Consider the following 13,868-nt stretch of genomic DNA (forward strand, 5'->3'; position numbering starts at 1 on the left):
AACGCAAGTGGTGCAAGGCATATGCCATCGCCGCTGTTTTGTGCAGGCGCCTCGCGTGCGTCGTCGTAGCCCGGCTATAATCGCCGCCTCATTTCGTCGCCTGAGTCCAAGCCGCCCATGTACACCCTGGCCCGTGAACTGCTGTTCAAACTTTCCCCGGAAACCTCCCACGATCTGTCCCTGGACCTGATCGGTGCGGGTGGACGTTTGGGCCTCAATGGTCTGCTGTGCAAGGCGCCGGCTAAATTGCCGGTGAATGTGATGGGGCTTGAGTTCCCCAACCCGGTCGGGCTGGCGGCGGGCCTGGACAAGAATGGCGCGGCCATCGACGGTTTTGCCCAGTTGGGGTTCGGTTTCGTCGAAATCGGCACCGTCACCCCGCGTGCCCAGCCGGGCAACCCAAAGCCACGGATTTTCCGCCTGCCGCAAGCCGAGGCGATCATCAACCGCATGGGCTTTAACAACCTGGGCGTCGACCATTTGCTGGGGCGTGTGGCTGCCGCCAAGTACAAGGGCGTGCTGGGCATCAACATCGGCAAGAACTTCGACACACCGGTGGAGCGCGCGGTTGACGATTATCTGATCTGCCTGGACAAGGTCTACGCCCACGCCAGTTATGTGACCGTCAACGTCAGTTCCCCGAACACTCCGGGGCTGCGCAGCCTGCAATTTGGTGATTCGCTCAAGCAACTGCTGGCTGACCTGGCTCGACGTCGCGCCGAATTGGCGGTGATCCATGGCAAGCATGTGCCACTGGCCATCAAGATCGCCCCGGACATGACCGACGAAGAGACCGCACAGGTGGCCCAGGCCCTGATCGACACCGGAATGGACGCGGTGATTGCCACCAACACGACGCTGGGTCGCGAAGGCGTCGAAGGGGTGGAACACGCCGACGAGGCGGGCGGGCTGTCCGGTGCGCCGGTGCGGGACAAGAGCACCCATACCGTGAAAGTGCTGGCCGCCGAACTGGCGGGGCGCTTGCCGATCATCGCGGCGGGTGGCATCACCGAGGGCAAGCATGCTGCCGAAAAAATCAGCGCAGGCGCGAGCCTGGTGCAGATTTATTCGGGCTTTATCTATAAGGGGCCGGCGTTGATTCGGGAATCGGTGGATGCGATTGCTGCACTGCGTTGATTCTCAAGGTGCAACGCGATTCAACTGTGGCGAGGGGATTTATCCCCGCTGGGGCGCGAAGCGGCCCCAAACAGCTCACTCGTTAAACCTGACACTCTGAGGGGCTGCTGCGCAGCCCAGCGGGGATAAATCCCCTCGCCACAACTGTATTCACAGCCCAGCTTTTTGCAGTGTTCATGAAACCCAGGCATTAAAAAGGGCTCCTCGAAGGAGCCCCCTGGGCCGAAGCCCGCCGTCCGGATGGGACGTGCGTGGTTAAATCGATGTGAGTATCAAATTGTCGAGTTCTTGAGTGTTAAGCCCTGTGTCAGCCGACGGCGTGAAGTTCGTTGAGTCTATGGATACCCGCAGTGCCGGTCATACCGTCCCAATTGTCGCCGCGTCCTTCTCGCCAGCCATTGATCCAGGCTTGACGTACCGACGGTAGAGTAAAGGGGCAAAGCTCACGGGATTTACCACCAACGCCATATTGGTAACCGCGTAAAAATGCTCTTTCCAACGGATCACGCTTAAGTCTTCTCATAGGGTGTTGCCCTCACTTGTTGACTGTTGCTTAGCGTCGACCTCTATTGAGGCCGGGGCAGAATCATTCTGCCGTTGGTGGCTCGTTGCCGGCGTGACGAGCCGAGGTGTTGACGCCGTTGCGACGTCAACCTGTGTTGAGTTCTAACCAAAGCGTCACATGGATGGAATGATCGTTTTGTCATAAGCACGTAACAATAAAGATGTTAGGGCGATAAGTAACATGATGTTCGTCACCCGCTTTCAGGCAAGACCCCTGTATGATCGGCCCTGCATCGAAGGGTGCAGCCCTCAGGCGAATGAGAATGTCCCCCCGTTGCACTCGGGTACTATTCGACGAAAGGGTCGAGTTTTCACAATTTGTTGCACAGAATTTTTTATCTGCCCTCGCCTCTAAGCTCTTTTAACCTGAGCGGCGAGGGCGGCACGGCACACTTTCGTGCCACACGGGTGCTCTTGAGAAAAGCACCTGATTGAACCCGGCCCGGCAATGCGTTGCCCGGTCCACTTAGCCAAAGGCTCTGGAAATCCCATGTCCGATCGTTTCGAACTCTTCCTCACTTGCCCCAAAGGTCTTGAAGGCCTGCTGATCGAGGAAGCCGTCGGGCTTGGCCTTGAAGAGGCGCGTGAGCACACCTCGGCCGTGCGCGGCATGGCCGACATGGAAACGGCTTATCGCCTGTGCCTGTGGTCGCGCCTGGCCAACCGCGTATTGCTGGTGCTCAAGCGCTTCCCGATGAAGGATGCCGAAGACTTGTACCACGGCGTGCTGGATGTGGATTGGCAAGACCACATGCTCGCCGATGGCACCCTGGCGGTGGAGTTCAGCGGCCACGGCTCGGGTATCGACAACACCCACTTCGGCGCCTTGAAGGTCAAGGACGCCATTGTCGACAAGCTGCGTACCCCGACAGGCGAGCGGCCATCCATCGACAAGCTCAACCCGGACCTGCGCATCCACCTGCGCCTGGACCGCGGCGAAGCGATCCTTTCCCTGGACCTTTCTGGCCACAGCCTGCACCAGCGCGGCTATCGCCTGCAGCAAGGCGCCGCGCCCCTGAAAGAAAACCTCGCCGCGGCCATCCTGATCCGTGCCGGCTGGCCGCGTATTGCCGCTGAAGGCGGGGCGTTGGCTGACCCGATGTGCGGCGTCGGTACCTTCCTGGTGGAAGCCGGCATGATCGCCGCCGACATGGCGCCGAACCTGCGTCGCCAGCAGTGGGGTTTTACCGCCTGGCTCGGCCATGTGCCGGCGTTGTGGAAGAAGCTCCACGAAGAAGCCACCGAGCGTGCCGCTGCCGGCCTGGCCAAGCCACCATTGTGGATTCGCGGCTACGAAGCCGACCCACGGCTGATCCAGCCGGGCCGCAACAACGTTGAGCGGGCGGGCCTGAGCGAGTGGATCAAGATTTATCAGGGGGAAGTCGCCACGTTCGAACCCCGCCCGGACCAGAACCAGAAAGGCCTGGTGATCTGCAACCCGCCGTACGGCGAGCGTCTGGGCGACGAAGCCAGCTTGCTCTATCTCTATCAGAACCTCGGCGAGCGCCTGCGCCAGGCCTGCCTGAACTGGGAGGCCGCAGTGTTCACCGGCGCGCCGGACCTGGGCAAGCGCATGGGCATTCGCAGTCACAAGCAGTATTCGTTCTGGAACGGCGCCTTGCCGTGCAAATTGCTGCTGATCAAGGTCCTGCCCGATCAGTTCGTCACCGGCGAGCGTCGTACCCCGGAACAGCGCCAGGCCGAGCGTGAGCTGGCTGAGTACGATCAGGCGCCGGAAGTACCGCAAGAGCGCCAGTACAACAAGAACGGTAACCCGATCAAGCCGGCTCCGGCTCCTGTGGTCGAGCAGGCCCGTTTGAGCGAAGGCGGGCAGATGTTCGCCAATCGCCTGCAAAAAAACCTCAAGCTGCTGAGTAAATGGGCCAAGCGTGAAGGCGTGGACTGCTACCGGGTCTACGATGCCGACATGCCGGAATACTCCATGGCCATCGACCTGTACCACGATTGGGTTCACGTCCAGGAATACGTCGCGCCAAAATCCATCGACCCGGAAAAGGCCTCGGCCCGGCTGTTCGACGCCCTGGCGGCGATTCCCCAGGCACTGAACGTCGACAAGAGCCGAGTGGTGATCAAGCGTCGCGAGCGGCAGAGCGGCACCAAGCAGTACGAGCGCCAGAGCACCCAAGGCAAGTTCACCGAGGTCAACGAAGGCGGCGTGAAGCTGCTGGTCAACCTCACCGACTACCTGGACACTGGGCTGTTTCTCGACCACCGGCCGATGCGCCTGCGGATCCAGAAAGAGGCGGCCGGCAAGCGCTTCCTCAATCTGTTCTGCTACACCGCGACCGCCAGTGTCCACGCTGCCAAGGGCGGTGCGCGCAGCACCACCAGTGTCGACCTGTCGAAAACCTACCTGGACTGGGCGCGGCGCAACCTGTCGCTCAATGGTTTTTCGGATAAGAATCGCCTGGAGCAGGGCGACGTGATGGCTTGGCTTGAAGCCAGTCGTGACGAATACGACCTGATCTTCATCGATCCGCCGACATTCTCCAATTCCAAGCGCATGGAAGGGGTGTTTGACGTGCAGCGCGACCACGTCCAACTGCTGGACCTGGCCATGGCCCGCCTGGCGCCGGGTGGTGTGCTGTACTTCTCCAACAACTTCCGCAAGTTCCAGCTCGAGGACAATCTGGCGGAGCGTTACGCGGTGGAGGAAATCACCGCCAAGACCATCGATCCGGATTTTGCCCGCAATGGCAAGATTCACCGTGCCTGGAAAATCATGGCCCGCTGACCTATAGCCGATTGGATCCATGGAAGCCTTGAAACTCAAGGCTTTCAGGCGTTTTTGTGCTGGTCAAAGTGATGGCTAATAGCTATAACTTAAGCCTGTGGACAGGGCAGTACCTACTGCCTGCCCCTTTCTGAGTTGTATTTATGGCATTGCATCAGGTACGCCCCAGAATCCTGGGTTTTATCAGCGAAGATGTGTCGGCCTGGCTGGTGGCTTCGCTGGTGCTGCTGGCCGGTGCGTTCCTGACCGGTTTGCTGACCTGGGCGATGGCCAATCTGTTTGACCAGCAATTGCGCCAGCGCTTTGAACTGCAAGCCGATGAACGCTTTAGCCGCATCGAGGAACGTTTTCAGGACCAGGAGCAACGTCTCGACAGCCTGAGGCGTTTCTTTGCCAACTCGGCCGGGGTTTCCGAGAGGGAATTCCATGGCTATGCCGAAGCGTTGCTGCGGCGCACCCAGGCGTTCGCCTGGGCGCCTCGGGTGCTGCGCGACGAACGATCATCGTTCGAACAACAAGCCCGCACCGAGGGGGGCGATACGTTTTCCATCCGTGAGCCCGACGACTCCGGTGGCTTGCGTCTGGCCGCCGAACGGGACGAATACGTGCCGGTGTTGTACCTCCAGAATCAACCTTCCTTCAAGGCTCCACGGGGCTTGGACCTGCTCGCCCATCCCTTGCGCCGTGCCACCCTTGAGCGCGCTCGCCATCGGGAGACCATAGTGGTATCGCAACCTTTGGACCTGGCGGGAGAGGCCGCCACCGCCACCCGCGGGGTGTTGCTGGTCGCGCCGGTCTCCAAGGCGTGGTCCAAGGAACCTTTCGGTTACGTCGTGGCTGCCGTCAGCATGCGCCAACTGGTGGGTGATGGCCTGCCGGCGCCCGGTCAGGACAACCTTTCGATGCGGGTCATGGACCTGTCCACGGACGATCGGGAGGAAGTGCTGTTCGAGTCACTCGATCCACCGGGCGAAAGTGACTTGTCGGCGACCCGCCTGTTACGCCTGGCCGATCGTGACTATCGGATAGAGTTGCGGCCCAGTCGTATGTTCCTGTCCACCAACCCTTCCTCGGTGGCCAGCCTGGTGGTATTGGGGGGCTTGCTCAGCCTGCTCCTCAGTGCGCTGCTGTATGTGCTGGTCAGCCAGCGACAGCGGGCCCTGCAGTTGGTCGAGCTGCGGACCCGAGAGCTGCGCGAGCGTGAGCAGGAACTGCGGGGCACTCATGGTCAGTTGCGTGGTGTGCTGAATGCCGCGACCCAGGTTGCGATCATCGCCACGGATCTTCGCGGGGTGATCACCACGTTCAATGCGGGCGCCGAGCAGATGCTTGGCTACGACAGCGGCGAGGTTCTGCACTGCATGACCCTCGAAAGCCTTCACTTGCCGCGCGAGCTCCAGGCCCGGGCCGTACAACTTGCTGCGCGTTATGGCAAACCGATTCCCACGTGCCACGCAATGTTGGTCGAGGGCGGCGAACAGGGTGGCCAGCAGGCCCGGGAATGGACTCTGGTGCGCCGCGATGGCAGCCATCTGACCGTGAACATGCTGGCGACACCGATGCTCGATGATCAGGGGCTGTGGGTCGGGCATCTGGCGATCTGCATCGACATCACCGAACGCAAGCGCGTTCATGAGGCCCTGGCCGCCCGGGACCTGTTGCTGAAAAAACTCAGTGCCCACGTCCCTGGGGGCATCTACCAGTTCAAGATGGATTTCAATGGGCGTTTCAGCGTGATTTATGCCAGTGATGGCATTCGCGATATCTATGAGCTGGAGCCCGAGACACTGGTGCGCAACGCCGAATCGATTTTCTCGCGCATCCATCCGCTGGACAGTGCGCGCGTGCGCAGATCGATCCGCACTTCGGCCGACACCCTGAGCCCATGGCGCGAGGAGTATCGCCTGCAGCTGCCGCAGCGGGGGTTGCGTTGGGTGCGCGGCGAGGCCACGCCTGAGGAGCTGCCAGGCGGCGGGGTGTTGTGGCACGGTTATATTTCCGACATTTCCGATCTCAAGCGGGTGGAAGAAGAACTGCGAGCCTTGTCAGTGACCGACGCCCTGACAGGTATTCGCAACCGGCGCTATTTCCAGGAGCGCCTGACCACGGAGATGGCGCGGGTGGAGCGGGGCACCGGCGAGTTGGCGGTCATCATGCTCGACATCGATCACTTCAAGCGCATCAACGATCAGCATGGTCATGCAGTGGGCGATCGGGTGTTGCAGGCGGTTTGCCAGCGCATCACCCAGCGGCTGCGACGTACCGACGTGTTCTGTCGGCTGGGCGGTGAAGAGTTCGTGGTGTTATGCCCGGACACCGACGGCGAAAGTGCCCAGGCCTTGGCCACAGGGTTGTGGGAAGGGCTGCGCAGCGCGCCGATCGAGGACGTGGGCGTCATCACGGCCAGCTTCGGTATCGCCACCTGGCGCGTGGGGGAGGGGGCGGATGCGCTGCTGCTGCGGGCCGACTCGGGGGTGTACGCGGCCAAGCAGGCCGGACGGGATCGGGTTGAGGTGCAGTTGGGGTAGGCGTTCGCGCCGGTGATCGATGTGGGAGCGAGCCTGCTCGCGATAACGGTGTGCCATTCAACAACATCGCTGTTCACTGGCTGACGCATCGCGAGCAGACTCGCTCCCACATTCAATTTGGTACGGGTTTAGAGCACCGAAGCCGTCTGCGGCAGTTTCGGCTGGCGGTACAGGTCCAGCAGTACCTGGTCCAGCACCGACGAAGCGCCCCATGGCCGCGGATCGTTGAGAATCGCCACGACGGCCCAGGTGTTGCCGTTGATGTCACGGCTGTAGCCCGCGATGGCGCGAACGGTGTTCAGGGTGCCGGTCTTGACGTGCGCTTCGCCGGCCATGGCGGTGGTCTTGAGACGTTTGCGCATGGTGCCGTCGGTGCCGGCGATGGGCATCGAACTGATGAATTCGGCGGAGTACGGGCTGCGCCACGCGGCTTGCAGCATTGCCGCCATTTCCCGGGCACTCACCCTTTCGGCGCGGGACAGGCCGGAGCCGTTTTCCATGACCAGGTGCGGCGCGGTGATGCCTTTCCTGGCCAGCCACTGGCGTACCACCCGCTGTGCCGCTTTGGCGTCGTCACCGTCGGCTTCGTTGCGGAACTCTGCGCCCAGGCTCAGGAATAATTGCTGGGCCATGGTGTTGTTACTGTATTTGTTGATGTCGCGAATGATCTCCGCCAGGTCCGGCGAGAACGCCCGGGCCAGCACCTTGGCGCTGCTCGGGGTCGCCGCCAGGCGGTCCTTGCCCTGAATGCTGCCGCCCAGTTCCTTCCAGATCGCCCGCACCGCTCCGGCGGTGTAGGTGGGGTGGTCCAGCAGCGCCAGGTAAGTCTGGGAGCTGCAACCGTCACCGAGCTGGCCGCCGACGGTCACGGTCACGCTGCCGTCTGCCTGGGGCACCGGGTTGTAGCGCACGCCACCGGTGCATTGCTTGGAGTTGAGTGCCTTGACCTGGTTTTCGATGCGAATGCTGGCAATCGGCGGCTCCACCGACACCAGCACCCGGCCGGCGTCATTGCGGGCGACAAAACGCAGGGCCTTGAGGTTGACCAGCAAGGAGTCGGGCTTGACCAGGAACGGTTTGTTCTTGTCGTTGCCGTCGTCGTTGAATTCAGGCAACTGCGGTTTGATGAAGAAACCACGGTCCAGCACCAGGTCCCCGGTCACCTGTTGCACGCCATTGGCCCGCAGGTCGCGCATCAGCAGCCAGAGTTTTTCCATGTTCAGCTTGGGGTCGCCGCCACCCTTGAGGTACAGGTTGCCGTTGAGAATCCCGCCGCTGAGGGTGCCGTCGGTGTAGAACTCGGTTTTCCACTGGTGATTGGGCCCCAGCATCTCCAGGGCGGCATAGGTGGTCACCAGCTTCATGGTGGAGGCCGGGTTTACCGAGACGTCGGCGTTGTACAGGGTCGGGGTGCCAGGGCCGTTGAGTGGGATCATCACCAGGGACAAGGCGTTGTTTTGCAGCTTGCTGTTCTTGAGGGCCTTTTGCACATTGGGCGTCAGGGCCGTGTTGATAGTGGCGGCGCTGGTGGATGCGGGCAGGGCCAGGGGAAGAAGAAGGCTGGCCAAAAGCAGTGGACGCAAAGATCTGATCATTTGAAATAAAACCCTACGGGCGAGGGGGGAAAAAACGAGGACATGAAAATGAACGCCCTCAACGTCATGAAAGTGTCGGCATTATGCCCCAAGGTGCAACGGCTTGTGCCGTGCCTGAGCCCTTCAGGGCGCTATTTTTTACCGACGGTAGGCCCACACACCCGATCAGGCGGGCAAACAGTGCACCAAACTGGTAGAGTGCCGGCCGTTATTACTTATGAGGATTGTTCCAATGGCGACTAACCGTTCCCAGCGTCTGCGCAAAAAACTGTGCGTGGATGAATTTCAAGAGCTGGGTTTCGAACTGAACCTGGATTTCAAAGAAGATCTGGCCGATGAGGCCGTTGACGCTTTCCTCGACGCTTTCCTGAAAGAAGCCATGGAAGCCAATGGCCTGGGCTATGTTGGCGGCGACGACTACGGTCTGGTTTGCCTGCAGAAGCGTGGCTCGGTATCCGAAGAGCAGCGTGCGGCCGTTGAAGCCTGGCTCAAGGCGCGTCCTGAGCTGACCAGCGTTGAAGTCAGCCCGCTGATGGACGTCTGGTACCCGGAAAAGCCGATCAATCCGGTCGCTTGATGGTCTGAAACCGGCAGCCCGTTTGGGTGCCGGTTTTTTTGTGCCTGTCGGTTGGGTAGGTGTTGCCCTTCAGGCTGCCATCGCGAGCAGGCTCGCTCCCACAGGATTGTTGTGAACGACACAGATCCTTCTGTGGGAGCGAGCCTGCTCGCGATGCCTTCAGGCGTTACGCCAGTTCAGGATCACTAAGGTCAACACCCCCGCCACAATCCCCCAGAACGCCGAGCCGATGGAAAACAGCGTCAACCCCGATGCCGTGACCATGAAGGTGATCAGTGCTGCCTCCCGTTCCCGGGCTTCGCTCATGGCGATGCTCAAGCCATTGATGATTGAGCCGAACAGCGCCAGCGCCGCGATGGACAGTACCAACTCCTTGGGCAGCGCCGCGAACAACGCCGCCAGTGTCGCGCCGAACACCCCGGCAAGCCCATAGAAAACCCCGCACCAGACTGCTGCCGTATAGCGTTTGTTACGATCCTCATGGGCGTGGGGCCCAGTGCAGATGGCCGCACTGATGGCCGCCAGGTTAATGCCGTGGGAGCCGAACGGTGCTAGCAGCAGCGAGGCGATGCCGGTGCTGGTGATCAGCGGCGAGGCCGGTACGTTGTAACCGTCGGCCCGCAGCACCGCGATGCCAGGCATGTTTTGCGAAGTCATCGCCACCACGAACAATGGAATGCCGATGCTGATGGTGGCCGCCAGGGAGAAATGCGGCGTGGTCCATACCGGTGTGGCGACTTCCAGGGCAAAGCCGCTGAAGTCCAGCAGCCCCATCAAGCCTGACAAAGCTGTACCGATCAGTAACGCCGCCAGCACCGCGTAGCGCGGCGACAGGCGCTTGACGATCAGGTAGGTGAAAAACATCCCCAGCACCAGACCGGTTCGATGCTGGGCGGCGACGAAAATCTCGCTGCCGATCTTGAACAGGATCCCCGCCAGCAACGCCGCCGCCAGCGAGGCCGGAATGCGCTTGACCAGGCGCTCGAAGCTGCCGGTCAGGCCACAGATCGTTACCAGCACCGCGCAGGTGATGTAGGCGCCGATGGCCTCGCCATAACTGACCCCGCCCAGGCTGGTGATCAGCAGCGCCGCGCCGGGTGTCGACCAGGCGATGGTGATCGGTGTGCGATACCGCAACGACAGGCCAATGGAGCACACGGCCATGCCGATGGAAATCGCCCAGATCCACGAAGAAATCTGCCCGCTGGTCAGCCCTGCCGCCTGTCCGGCCTGGAACATCAACACCAGCGAACTGGTGTAGCCGGTCATCATGGCGATGAAACCGGCGACGATCGCCGATGGCGATGTATCGGCCAACGGACGAAGTGGCGTGGTCGTGACTTCGGTCATGGTGGGCGGTGGTCCTTGTTGTAAATTGCAGGAGGGCGGGGGCCACAGATTCGGGGTTTAAGCCTAAACTCAACTCCGTTGCCAATTGCAATACAGCCACGTCCGTAAACAGCCGTACAGTCGTGTTGCCATCAGAGGTTGTGTACAATCGACGTATTATTTACGTGATACTTGTCAGCGACCCGCTGAGGCGTATTACAGTCACGGTCAATTCGCCGCAGTTCTCCGACTCGAGTGCCCATGAACGAACAGTTGCAGCCCCTCAAGAAACAACCGCGAGCAGGCAAAGCCGGCCGCAGCGGAACCCAGGACGATATTGTCTATGCGCATATTTTCGAGGCCATCCTCGAACAGCGCCTGGCGCCCGGTACAAAGTTGAGCGAAGAGGCGTTGGGGGAGATTTTCGGGGTCAGTCGCACCATCATTCGCCGCGCGTTGTCGCGCTTGGCCCATGAAGGTGTGGTGCTGTTGCGGCCCAATCGCGGCGCCGTGGTGGCCAGCCCGAGTGTTGAAGAGGCCCGCCAGGTATTCATGGCCCGGCGTCTGGTGGAGCGGGCCATCACCGAACTGGCCGTGCAGCACGCCACCGCCGAGCAGCTTGCCGAACTGCGGCAGATGGTCAGCGACGAGCGCGACAGTTTTTCCCGTGGTGACCGTGGCGCCGGCATCCGCCTGTCAGGCGAGTTCCACCTCAAGCTGGCCGAGGCGGCGAAGAATGCCCCGCTGATCAGCTTCCAGCGCAGCCTGGTGTCGCAGACCTCGCTGATCATCGCCCAGTATGAAAGCGGCAACCGCTCCCACTGTTCCTACGACGAACACACTCAATTGATCGACGCCATCGAGGCCCGCGACGCCACCCTGGCGGTGGACCTGATGATGCACCACATGGACCACATCGACAGCAAGCTCAACCTCGACGAAGAAAGCGCGTCGGATGATTTGCATGCGGTGTTTTCGCATTTGTTGCAGAGCAAGAAGCCAGGGCGGTCGACGGCCAAGCTTTGATGAGTTGAATCAGTCATACCGAGTCGCGCCCTTCGCGAGCAAGCTCGCTCCCACATTTGGAATGCATTTCAATGTGGGAGCGAGCTTGCTCGCGAAGGCGATCTGGCAGGCGACAAATATCTAGCGCTGGTGCACCAACCGGCCAGCCGCAAAGGTCTGCGCCACTGTCCGGTCATCCCCTAATGTCATCAACACAAACAACTTCTCGGCAATGTCCCGGGCCTGCTTGAGGCGATAGCTCAACAGCGGCGTGGCGTTGTAGTCCAACACCAGAAAGTCCGCATCGCTGCCCGGCTGTAAAGTCCCGATCCGGTCTTCCAGGCGCAAGGCCCGGGCGCCGCCAAGCGTGGCCAGGTACAGCGACTTGAACGGGCTCAGGCGGGCGCCCTGCAACTGCATCACCTTGTAGGCTTCGTTCAGGGTTTGCAGCAGCGAAAAACTGGTGCCGCCCCCCACATCCGTACCCAACCCCACGTTCACTTTGTGCTTCTCGGCCATTGGCAGGTTGAACAGGCCGCTGCCGAGGAAAAAGTTCGAGGTCGGGCAGAACGCGATGGCCGAACCGGTCTCGGCCAGGCGCGCGCATTCGTCGTCACACAGGTGCACGCCGTGGGCGAACACCGAGCGTTCGCCGAGCAGTTGGTAGTGGTCGTAGACGTCCAGATAACCTTTGCGCTCGGGGAACAGTTCCTTGACCCATTGCACTTCCTGCAGGTTCTCACTGATGTGAGTCTGCATGTACAGGTCGGGATATTCCCCCAGCAACTGACCCGCCAGGGCCAGTTGCTCCGGCGTGCTGGTCGGCGCAAAACGCGGGGTCACGGCGTAATGCAGGCGGCCCTTGCCATGCCAGCGCTCGATCAGCGCTTTGCTTTGGGTGTAGCTGGATTCGGCGGTGTCGGTCAGGTAGTCCGGGGCGTTGCGATCCATCATCACTTTGCCGGCGATCATCCGCAGGTCGAGTTTCTCGGCCACCTCGAAAAACGCGTTCACCGATTGCGGGTGCACACTGCCGAACACCAGCGCGGTGGTGGTGCCGTTGCGCAGCAGTTCCTTGACGAAAATATCGGCGACGGCGTCGGCATGGGCCTTGTCGGCGAACTGACTTTCGCAAGGGAAGGTATAGGTGTTGAGCCAGTCCAGCAATTGCTCGCCGTAAGCCCCGACCATGCCGGTCTGCGGCAGGTGGATGTGGGTGTCGATGAAGCCGGGCGTGATCAGCGCGTCCTGGTAATGAGTGATCTCAATGTCGGCCGCCAGGGTCGGCAGCAACTCGCTGGCGTGGCCGATGGCGCTGATCTGGCCGTTTTCCACCACCAGCAGGCCGTCTTCAAAATATTCATAGGACGCTTCAATGCCGACTTCGGCGGGGTCGGCAAGGCTGTGGAGCAGGGCGGCGCGGTAGGCTTTACGTGTCAGGGGCATGGGAATTCTCAACGATTGTTCAACGGTTCGCCTGGCTGCGGCGCGAGGCCGGCAGCAGCTTGGCAATCGGTTCGGCGCGCGTGGTGTGCTGGCCGAAATCCGCGTTATAGGTGGCGATGATTTCACCGGCGATGGAGATGGCGATTTCCACAGGCAACTTGCCTTTGACGTCGCCAATGCCCATCGGGCAGCGCATGCGCTGCAAGGCGCTGCTGTCGAAGCCGCGATCGCGCAGGCGATGTTCGAACTTGACCCGTTTGGTTTTCGAACCGATCAGGCCGAAGTAAGCGAAGTCGTTGCGCTTGAGGATCGCGGCGCTCAGTTCCAGGTCGAGCTGATGGTTGTGGGTCATGACGATGCAGTAGCTGCCGGCGGGCAGTTCGTCGATTTCATCCAGCGGCTCTTCGCTGACGATCTTGCGCACGCCGTGGGGCAAGTGTTCAGGAAACTCCGCTTCCCGGGAGTCGATCCAGAGTACCTTGCAGGGCAGGCTCGCCAGCAGCGGCACCAGGGCGCGGCCGACGTGGCCGGCGCCGAATACGGCGATCTGCGCCTGGACCTGGCCCATGGGTTCGAACAGCAGCACGGTGACGCCGCCGCAGCACTGGCCCAGGCTGGCACCGAGGCTGAAGCGCTCCAGATGGGTGCTTTGCTGGCCGCTGGCGAGCATCTGCCGGGCGAGCGCTATGGCTTTGTATTCCAGGTGGCCGCCACCGATGGTGTCGAACGTCTGGCTGGCGCTGATCACCATCTTCGAACCGGCATTGCGCGGGGTCGAGCCGAGTTCTTCGATGATCGTCACCAGCACGCAGGGTTCACCGCGATCTTGCAGGTCGGCGAGGGCGCTGATCCAGTTGTACATATTCACCTCGACATCTCTGTTGTCTGTTCCGGCCTCATCGCGAGCAAGCTCGCTCCCACATTGGGTCGGT

General features: G+C 61.3%; 10 protein-coding genes. 5 read left to right on the forward strand and 5 right to left on the reverse strand.

Going from position 1 to position 13,868, the window contains the following annotated elements:
• Positions 1 to 117: 117 nt before the first annotated feature.
• Positions 118 to 1,137: a quinone-dependent dihydroorotate dehydrogenase gene (locus GKKCFE_RS07335; RefSeq protein ID WP_047227154.1), complete on the forward strand. Its 1,020-nt coding sequence runs from the start codon at positions 118 to 120 to the stop codon at positions 1,135 to 1,137.
• 307 nt (positions 1,138 to 1,444) lie between these two features.
• On the opposite strand, the gene rmf is transcribed toward GKKCFE_RS07335, so the two are convergent.
• Complete coding sequence (gene rmf / locus GKKCFE_RS07340) at positions 1,445 to 1,660, reverse strand: ribosome modulation factor (RefSeq protein ID WP_003223300.1); 216 nt, start codon at positions 1,658 to 1,660, stop codon at positions 1,445 to 1,447.
• 531 nt (positions 1,661 to 2,191) lie between these two features.
• Between rmf and rlmKL the strand changes: the two genes are divergently transcribed.
• The gene (rlmKL, locus tag GKKCFE_RS07345) at positions 2,192 to 4,456 is read left to right on the forward strand and encodes a bifunctional 23S rRNA (guanine(2069)-N(7))-methyltransferase RlmK/23S rRNA (guanine(2445)-N(2))-methyltransferase RlmL (RefSeq protein ID WP_445577671.1); all 2,265 of its coding nucleotides are present in this window, start codon (positions 2,192 to 2,194) and stop codon (positions 4,454 to 4,456) included.
• 143 nt (positions 4,457 to 4,599) lie between these two features.
• Positions 4,600 to 6,984: a sensor domain-containing diguanylate cyclase gene (locus GKKCFE_RS07350; protein WP_047227156.1), complete on the forward strand. Its 2,385-nt coding sequence runs from the start codon at positions 4,600 to 4,602 to the stop codon at positions 6,982 to 6,984.
• A 128-nt stretch (positions 6,985 to 7,112) separates the two neighbouring features.
• On the opposite strand, the gene dacB is transcribed toward GKKCFE_RS07350, so the two are convergent.
• Entirely contained in the window at positions 7,113 to 8,579 is a 1,467-nt protein-coding gene (dacB, locus tag GKKCFE_RS07355; protein WP_076385650.1) for a D-alanyl-D-alanine carboxypeptidase/D-alanyl-D-alanine endopeptidase, read from the reverse strand.
• 232 nt (positions 8,580 to 8,811) lie between these two features.
• On the opposite strand from dacB, the gene GKKCFE_RS07360 reads away from it, so the two are divergent.
• Entirely contained in the window at positions 8,812 to 9,156 is a 345-nt protein-coding gene (locus tag GKKCFE_RS07360) for a YggL family protein (RefSeq protein WP_047227158.1), read from the forward strand.
• Between the two features lie 159 nt (positions 9,157 to 9,315).
• On the opposite strand, the gene GKKCFE_RS07365 is transcribed toward GKKCFE_RS07360, so the two are convergent.
• Positions 9,316 to 10,506, reverse strand: coding sequence for a benzoate/H(+) symporter BenE family transporter (locus GKKCFE_RS07365; RefSeq protein WP_047227159.1), 1,191 nt, complete (start codon positions 10,504 to 10,506; stop codon positions 9,316 to 9,318).
• Positions 10,507 to 10,746: 240 nt separating this feature from the next.
• On the opposite strand from GKKCFE_RS07365, the gene GKKCFE_RS07370 reads away from it, so the two are divergent.
• A complete protein-coding gene (locus GKKCFE_RS07370) occupies positions 10,747 to 11,511 on the forward strand; it encodes a GntR family transcriptional regulator (RefSeq protein WP_003183531.1) in 765 nt (254 codons plus the stop codon).
• Between the two features lie 120 nt (positions 11,512 to 11,631).
• On the opposite strand, the gene guaD is transcribed toward GKKCFE_RS07370, so the two are convergent.
• Together guaD and xdhC are read right to left on the reverse strand one after the other, a co-directional pair.
• Positions 11,632 to 12,936 (reverse strand): guanine deaminase, encoded by a 1,305-nt coding sequence (gene guaD, locus GKKCFE_RS07375; RefSeq protein ID WP_076385648.1) that lies wholly within the window; start codon positions 12,934 to 12,936, stop codon positions 11,632 to 11,634.
• Between the two features lie 19 nt (positions 12,937 to 12,955).
• Positions 12,956 to 13,798, reverse strand: a complete 843-nt coding sequence (gene xdhC / locus GKKCFE_RS07380) for a xanthine dehydrogenase accessory protein XdhC (protein WP_445577672.1) — start codon at positions 13,796 to 13,798, stop codon at positions 12,956 to 12,958.
• Positions 13,799 to 13,868: the final 70 nt, after the last annotated feature.

Source organism: Pseudomonas sp. E141 (genome assembly GCF_052659885.1).

What these genes read in the sequence shown, in the direction of transcription:
- GKKCFE_RS07370 (WP_003183531.1), top strand. Translation starts at nt 10,747, where the DNA reads ATGAACGAACAGTTGCAGCCCCTCAAGAAACAACCGCGAGCAGGCAAA.
- rmf (WP_003223300.1), bottom strand. Translation starts at nt 1,660, where the DNA reads ATGAGAAGACTTAAGCGTGATCCGTTGGAAAGAGCATTTTTACGCGGT.
- GKKCFE_RS07360 (WP_047227158.1), top strand. Translation starts at nt 8,812, where the DNA reads ATGGCGACTAACCGTTCCCAGCGTCTGCGCAAAAAACTGTGCGTGGAT.
- dacB (WP_076385650.1), bottom strand. Translation starts at nt 8,579, where the DNA reads ATGATCAGATCTTTGCGTCCACTGCTTTTGGCCAGCCTTCTTCTTCCC.
- GKKCFE_RS07350 (WP_047227156.1), top strand. Translation starts at nt 4,600, where the DNA reads ATGGCATTGCATCAGGTACGCCCCAGAATCCTGGGTTTTATCAGCGAA.
- GKKCFE_RS07335 (WP_047227154.1), top strand. Translation starts at nt 118, where the DNA reads ATGTACACCCTGGCCCGTGAACTGCTGTTCAAACTTTCCCCGGAAACC.
- xdhC (WP_445577672.1), bottom strand. Translation starts at nt 13,798, where the DNA reads ATGTACAACTGGATCAGCGCCCTCGCCGACCTGCAAGATCGCGGTGAA.
- guaD (WP_076385648.1), bottom strand. Translation starts at nt 12,936, where the DNA reads ATGCCCCTGACACGTAAAGCCTACCGCGCCGCCCTGCTCCACAGCCTT.
- GKKCFE_RS07365 (WP_047227159.1), bottom strand. Translation starts at nt 10,506, where the DNA reads ATGACCGAAGTCACGACCACGCCACTTCGTCCGTTGGCCGATACATCG.
- rlmKL (WP_445577671.1), top strand. Translation starts at nt 2,192, where the DNA reads ATGTCCGATCGTTTCGAACTCTTCCTCACTTGCCCCAAAGGTCTTGAA.